Origin of the sequence: Aquabacterium sp., assembly GCF_021768455.1 — a bacterium.
In the GTDB taxonomy this organism is placed as follows: domain Bacteria; phylum Pseudomonadota; class Gammaproteobacteria; order Burkholderiales; family Burkholderiaceae_C; genus Aquabacterium.
The window spans coordinates 23,521-29,881 of sequence record NZ_JAIZVX010000033.1 but is presented as its reverse complement, the minus strand read 5'-3'; the positions used below and the strand labels follow the sequence as shown (position 1 = coordinate 29,881).

Genomic DNA, 6,361 nt, shown 5'->3' with positions numbered 1-6,361 from the left:
AGGGCATGGCGTTCGCCGCACAGGCTCAGTCGCAGGTCCTCGCCCGCGTCCAGGCGGGCCAGGGCGGCGGCGAACATGGTGGCGTCGACCTGCTGCCAGGCGGCCACCCAGGCGGGCATGTCGTCGCCCAGCAGGGGTTGGCGCAGGTCGTTCACCAGGGTGAGGTGGGCAGGCAGGTTCAGGGAGGCGGGGGCCTGCCCCGCGCCGCTGAGCCAGAAGGAGTTGACCGTGGCCAGGCCCTGGCTGGCGCGGGCGTCGTTGATCGGGTGCTGGTAGAGCATCATCTGCACCTCGCTTTGCAGACGGCGCAGGGTGCGGGCCTCAGGGTGCTCGGTCAGCCAGACATCGGGGTTGCGACCGATCACGCGCTCCAGCGAGGCGGTGGGCAGGCCGGCCAGCGTGGGGTGGGCGGCGTACCAGCGGTCGGGCGCGCCCCAGCACAGGGTCCAGCCGTCTTCTTCAAACAGGGGGCGCACGGCCTCCATCAGGGCGCGGGAGTCGGCCTCGCTGAGGGCCAGGCTGGCGGGGTCCAGCAGGGTGAGGTGGTCGCGGCCCATCAGCCAGTGGCCGGGGCTCAGCAGGCCCCAGGCCATGTCGGCGTCCAGCTTCAGGCCGTCCTGTGCGGCCCACCAGGCGGCCCAGGGCAGTTCGCCATCGGCCTCGGGCTGGCCGGCTTCGGCCCAACCCAGGGCTTCGCCCAGCAGGCGCTCGTGCGGCATCGAGAGCGCGTACTCGTCGCCCTCCAGGCGGTGGACCACGCTCAGGCGTGGCATCAGGCGCGCCCAGTTCGGCAGGAAGCCGGCCTGGTCCAGGTGGGGCAGGGCGTGCTGGCAGGGCTCAGACAGGCTGGCCGCGAAGGGCAGCACCCAGTGCGGTGCGCCAGAGGCCGAGGCGGCAAGGTTCAGGGAGGGGGCAGCGGACATGGGGCGATTATCGAGTGAGTACACTCCCCCCACCATGAATCTCCCTTATGAATGGCGTGTGGGCTGGCGTTACACCCGCGCCAGCCGCTCGGCCCGCCGCAACGGTTTCATCTCTTTCATCTCCGGGGTGTCGGTGCTGGGCATCACCCTCGGGGTGGCGGCCCTGATCATCGTGCTCTCGGTGATGAACGGCTTCCAGAAGGAAGTGCGCGACCGCATGCTCTCGGTGGTGGCCCATGTGGAGCTTTACGACGCCAACGGCGGCACCCTGGCCAACTGGCAGGCGCTGGCCGCTCAGGCCCGTCAGAACCCCGCCGTGCAGGGTGCCGCGCCCTTTGTGCCCGCCCAGGCCCTGGTCGCCCGCGGGGAAGACATGCGTGGCGCCATGGTGCGCGGCATCGTGCCGGCCGAAGAGGCCGCGGTCACGCCCCTGGCGGCCAGCATGCTGCCCACGTTTTCAAAGCTGGTACCGGGGGGCTGGGGCGTGGTGATCGGGGTGGAACTGGCCCGCAGCCTCGGTGTGCGCGAGGGCGACCAGATCACCCTGGTGGCGCCCAGCGGCCAGGTCACGCCCGCGGGTGTGGTGCCGCGCCTCAAGCAGATGACCATCGTCGGCCTCTTCAACGCCGGCCACTACGAATACGACAGCGGCCTGGTGCTGATGCACGCCGACGATGCGGCCAAGCTTTTCCGCACCGGTGGCATCACCGGCCTGCAACTCAAGCTGCGCGACCCGCAGGACGCGCGCCGCGTTGGGGCGGAGTTGAGCCTCTCTCTGGGGCAAGGCGTCATCGTGCGTGACTGGACGCACACCAACCGCAACTGGTTTGACGCCGTGCAGGTGGAAAAGCGCATGATGTTCATCATCCTCACGCTGATCGTGGCCGTGGCCGCGTTCAACCTGGTGTCCACCCTCGTGATGACCGTGACCGACAAGCGTGCCGACATCGCCATCCTGCGCACCCTGGGTGCCAGCCCGCGCTCCATCATGGGCATCTTCATGGTGCAGGGGGCCCTCTCGGGCGTGCTGGGCACCTTTGGCGGCCTGGGCCTGGGTCTGCTGGTGGCGTTCAACATCGACGTCATCGTGCCCTTCATCGAGCGCCTGCTGGGTGTGAGCTTCCTGCCCGGCAGCATCTACCTGATCAGCAAGATGCCGTCCGACCCCCAGTGGTCCGACATCCTCCCCATCGCCCTGATTTCGCTTGTTCTGTCCCTGGCCGCGACGCTCTACCCGAGCTGGCGGGCCAGCCGTGTGCAACCTGCGGAGGCCTTGCGTTATGAGTGAACTCATCCCTGCCGATCACCGTCCCTTGCACGTGCGCAAGGTCCATTCGCTGCGCACCTTCGGCTGGTTGCTGCACGGCTGGAACGACTTCATGGAGGCGCCCCTGGTCGGTCTGGCCCATGGCACCCTCATGGGCGTCTTCGGTGGTGCCTTGCTCTACTTCGCCTGGTCCAGCTTCTGGGTGCTGGCCGGCGCGTTTTCCGGCTTCCTGCTGGTGGCACCCATCCTCAGCACCGGTCTGTATGCCGTGAGCCGGGCCCTCCTGCGCGACGAGCCGGCCGACTTCTCCACCGTCTTCAAGGTCTGGGCCTCGCTCGACCGCCGCCTCGTGCAGTTCGGCATCCTGCTGACGGCCATGGGCACGGCCTGGGTCATCACGTCGGCGGCCCTGCTCACCCTGGGCGTCAAGCCCGCGCTGACCACCCCGTCGGACTTCCTGCAGCGCGTGGTGCTCAACCCCAACCCCGGCATCTTCGAGATCTGGCTGCTGATCGGCGGGCTCATGGCCGCGCCCCTGTTCGCTTCCAGCGTCGTCGCCATCCCCCTGCTGGTCGACCGCCGCGTCACGATGCAGTGCGCGCTGCGCACCAGCTGGCGCGCGGTCAGCGCCAACCCCATTTGCCTGAGCCTGTGGGCCGCGATCGTCATGACGCTGACCGCCCTGGGCCTGGGCACCCTGATGTTCGGTTTGATATTGGTGATCCCGGTGCTGGGCCATGCCACCTGGCATGCCTACCAGGACCTGGTGGTCCACGAGACGGCTTGATATGTACGGTTTCACCGAGGAGCAGATTGCTCAATGGGGCCTGACCTTCGGGGTCGGCGCCTTCATCCTCTACATGATGTTCATCATCGTGCAACTGGCCCGCGAATCCAAGGCAGGCAAGTTCGGCACCTTCGTGCTCTTCCTGGTCCTGGGCTTCGGCATCCTGGGCTTTGTGGCCAAGAACGTGATCGCCTGGCTGCTGAACATCTGAACGCGCGCATGAACGACACCCCCATCATCCAGGCCCAAGGGCTGGTCAAGCGCTTCCAGGAAGGCCCGCTTGACGTCACCATCCTGCAAGGCGTGGACATCCGTGTGGCCCGCGGCGAATCGGTCGCCGTGGTCGGCACCTCGGGCTCGGGCAAGAGCACGCTGCTGCACCTGCTGGGCGGGCTCGATGCCCCCACGCGTGGCCGCGTCGAGCTCATGGGGCGCGACCTGGCCGGCCTGAGCGCGGCAGAGCAGGGCGCCTGGCGCAACCAGCACCTGGGCTTCATCTACCAGTTCCACCACCTGTTGCCCGAGTTCTCGGCGCTCGACAACGTCGCCATGCCGCTGATGATCCGCCGCCTGCCCCTGGCCGAGGCCCGCACCCAGGCCCGCCAGTGGCTGGACCGCGTTGGCCTGCTCAACCGCGTCGAGCACCGCCCGTCCGAACTCTCCGGCGGCGAGCGCCAGCGCGTGGCCGTGGCCCGCGCCCTGGTCACCCAGCCCGCCTGCCTGCTGGCCGACGAACCCACGGGCAACCTCGACCGCAGCACCGCCGACACCGTCTTCGAGCTGATGCTGCAACTGGCGGCCGATGCCGGCACCGCGGTGGTCATGGTCACGCACGACGCCACCCTGGCCGCCCGCTGCGCCCGCCAGCACCGCCTCGTGGGCGGCCTGCTGGCCGACTGAGGCCCGCCGCCCGCGCGCCATCCGAGGTCGGCCATGTGGATCGACACCCATTGCCACCTCGACGCCCCCGAGTTCGCCCCCGATCGCCCCGAGGTGATCGCCCGCGCCCAGGCCGCCGGGGTGGGGTGCATCGTCATCCCGGCGGTCACGCCATCCACCTTCGAGCCCGCCCGCCTGGCGGCACAGCAGTGCGACGGCGCCTACGCCCTGGGCATCCACCCCCTGTACGTCCAGCAGGCCCCGGTCGACGCCCTGGCCCAACTCGCCGCCGCCCTGCAGGCCCATTCGGCCGATCCGCGCCTGGTGGCGGTGGGCGAGATCGGCCTCGACCACTTCGTGCCTGCATTGCAAGACCCGGCCAGCCGCGCCCTGCAGGAGCGCTTCTACGCCGCCCAGCTCGACCTGGCCGTGCGGCACGGCCTGCCGGTGATCCTGCACGTGCGCCGCAGCGCCGACACCCTGCTCAAGCACCTGCGTCGCCTGCGTGCGGCCGGGCATCCCGTGGCCGGTGGCATCGCCCACGCCTTCAATGGCAGCCCGCAACAGGCCCTGGCCTTTGTCGAACTGGGCTTCAGGCTGGGCTTTGGTGGCGCCATGACCTTTGATCGGGCCCTGCAGATCCGCCGCCTGGCCGCCGAACTGCCGCCCGAGGCCCTGGTGCTGGAAACCGACGCGCCCGACATCCCGCCGCACTGGCGCTACAAGACAGCCGAACAGCGTGCCCGTGGCGAACACGCCCGCAACGAGCCGGCCGAGTTGCCCCGCATCGCCGAGACCCTGGCGACCTTGCGCGGCCTGAGCCTGCCGGCCACCCAGGCCCTGACCACGGCCAATGCCCTGGACGCCCTGCCCAGGTTGCGTGCGCTGCCACGGGGCAAGCCGTCTTTTTAACGGCCACCGTCTCTGTCTCCGGTTTGTTCCCGCTTCGCACGAAGCGCGGGAAAGCCCTGTGCCACGCCCTGAGCCCTGCTTCAGGCCCTTGTGCTGCGCCCTGACGCAACCCCTGTCCGATTTCAGGGGGATAACCCTCGCGAAAACCGCCGATCTGTCGGCTTTCGTCATCTGAGCGGGGCAGGCACAGGCATTGCCCTCCGGGATCACCGTGTGCCCGCCGTCAGGCAGGGCGCCGAACCCGAAGTCCACAGATCCACCCATCGGAGACACGCATGAGCTTGAAGAAGATCGCCCCCATCCCGTCCATCCTCGCCCTGTCCATCGCCGCCATCGCCTCGCAGGCCCAGGCCGTGAGCTTCACGCAGAACGACGTCACCCTGGACATCAACGGCACCGTCAACGGCTTCTACGTCAACCGCGACAGCAGGACCACCAGCGCCGCCGGCGTCACCACCAAGACCAGCACCAGCGGCATCTCCAACGGTCTGCTGCCGGGTTGGGTCAACTTCGTGGCCACCGCCAAGGTGGAAGACGTCAACGTCAAGGCGCACATCAGCTTCGCCCCCGGCATCAACGACTCGTCGACCATCGTCGGCCTGCCCGATGCCAACGGCTACCCCTACGCCCAGATCGACACCCGCAACAACTACTTCTCCTTCGGCACCGATGCCATGGGCACGGTCAAGATCGGCCGCGACATCGGCATGTTTGGCCAGAACGTCATCCTCTCCGACATGACCCTGCTGGGCGTGGGTGGCACCTCCAATGCGGCCGTGCCCTACAACACCACTTTCGGCATGATTGGCCATGGCTACATGTACACGGGCTTCCAGGCTCAGATCTCGTACGTCAGCCCCAAGGTCAGCGGCCTGCAGGCCGGCGTCGGCCTCTTCCAGCCCAAGGACTACGCTGGCAACGGCAGCAAGCAGCCCGGCCTGCAGGCCATGGCCAGCTACGACATCCCTGGTGCCATGCCCGGCCAGCTCTGGACCGGCCTGATCAACCAGAAGACCGATTGCCAGAACAGCAGCACCTGCACCGTGCAGCCCTTCAGCGCCACCGGCTTTGAACTCGGCGGCAAGCTGAGCGTCACGCCGGCGGCCGAGGTGCTGGTTTACGGCTTCAACGGCAAGGGCCTGGGCCTCTCCACCGTGGGTGCCCAGTTCCTGGGTGGCTCGGACGGCGACGGCAACAAGACCAAGTCCAGCGGCTACTTCCTGCAAGGCACCTACAAGCTGGGCGCCACCAAGCTGGGCCTGAACTACGGTCAGAACAAGGACAAGGACGGCGCAGCCGGTGCCGGCGTCACGCTCAAGAACCAGAGCTACACCCTGGGCGTCTACCACTCGCTGAACCGGTTCATCACCCTGGTGGGAGAGTTCAACAACGAGAAGCAGACCACCTCGGCCAGCGGCGCCACCACCAAGAACAACACCATCAGCCTCGGCGGCATCCTGTTCTTCTGATCCGGGCCAGGGTGCCTGCGGGCACCCGTTCACCCCACCTCCGCCTGAGGGGCACCGTTTGCGGTGCCCCTTTTTCGTTTCCGGTGCTTGAGTTGGCGCAAATGAGACCCTCAAGAGGCGTCCG

The 6,361-nt window shown here is 68.3% G+C and carries 7 protein-coding genes; 6 read left to right on the top strand and 1 reads right to left on the bottom strand.

Features of this window, described 5'->3' with window-relative positions:
- A partial coding sequence (locus QZ994_RS06690; protein ID WP_290869989.1) for a hypothetical protein occupies positions 1–923 on the bottom strand: 923 nt, incomplete at its 3' end.
- Positions 924–957: 34 nt separating this feature from the next.
- Between QZ994_RS06690 and QZ994_RS06685 the strand changes: the two genes are divergently transcribed.
- The 6 genes from QZ994_RS06685 to QZ994_RS06660 all read left to right on the top strand — a co-directional run bounded on the left by QZ994_RS06685 (position 958) and on the right by QZ994_RS06660 (position 6,237).
- Positions 958–2,211: a lipoprotein-releasing ABC transporter permease subunit gene (locus QZ994_RS06685; RefSeq protein ID WP_290869988.1), complete on the top strand. Its 1,254-nt coding sequence runs from the start codon at positions 958–960 to the stop codon at positions 2,209–2,211.
- Entirely contained in the window at positions 2,204–2,977 is a 774-nt protein-coding gene (locus QZ994_RS06680) for a DUF2189 domain-containing protein (protein WP_290869985.1), read from the top strand. Before QZ994_RS06685 ends, QZ994_RS06680 begins: the two co-directional genes overlap by 8 nt.
- Before the next feature lies 1 nt (position 2,978).
- Positions 2,979–3,188 (top strand): DUF2788 domain-containing protein, encoded by a 210-nt coding sequence (locus tag QZ994_RS06675; RefSeq protein WP_290869982.1) that lies wholly within the window; start codon positions 2,979–2,981, stop codon positions 3,186–3,188.
- Positions 3,189–3,196: 8 nt separating this feature from the next.
- Complete coding sequence (locus tag QZ994_RS06670) at positions 3,197–3,877, top strand: ABC transporter ATP-binding protein (RefSeq protein ID WP_290869979.1); 681 nt, start codon at positions 3,197–3,199, stop codon at positions 3,875–3,877.
- 33 nt (positions 3,878–3,910) lie between these two features.
- On the top strand, positions 3,911–4,768 hold the full coding sequence (locus tag QZ994_RS06665; protein ID WP_290869977.1) for a TatD family hydrolase: 858 nt from the start codon (positions 3,911–3,913) through the stop codon (positions 4,766–4,768).
- 275 nt (positions 4,769–5,043) lie between these two features.
- Complete coding sequence (locus tag QZ994_RS06660; protein ID WP_290869975.1) at positions 5,044–6,237, top strand: porin; 1,194 nt, start codon at positions 5,044–5,046, stop codon at positions 6,235–6,237.
- Positions 6,238–6,361: the final 124 nt, after the last annotated feature.

Bases quoted from the DNA above. Each gene is read 5' to 3' on its own strand.
- QZ994_RS06685 (WP_290869988.1), top strand. From the start codon at position 958: ATGAATCTCCCTTATGAATGGCGTGTGGGCTGGCGTTACACCCGCGCC.
- QZ994_RS06680 (WP_290869985.1), top strand. From the start codon at position 2,204: ATGAGTGAACTCATCCCTGCCGATCACCGTCCCTTGCACGTGCGCAAG.
- QZ994_RS06675 (WP_290869982.1), top strand. From the start codon at position 2,979: ATGTACGGTTTCACCGAGGAGCAGATTGCTCAATGGGGCCTGACCTTC.
- QZ994_RS06670 (WP_290869979.1), top strand. From the start codon at position 3,197: ATGAACGACACCCCCATCATCCAGGCCCAAGGGCTGGTCAAGCGCTTC.
- QZ994_RS06665 (WP_290869977.1), top strand. From the start codon at position 3,911: ATGTGGATCGACACCCATTGCCACCTCGACGCCCCCGAGTTCGCCCCC.
- QZ994_RS06660 (WP_290869975.1), top strand. From the start codon at position 5,044: ATGAGCTTGAAGAAGATCGCCCCCATCCCGTCCATCCTCGCCCTGTCC.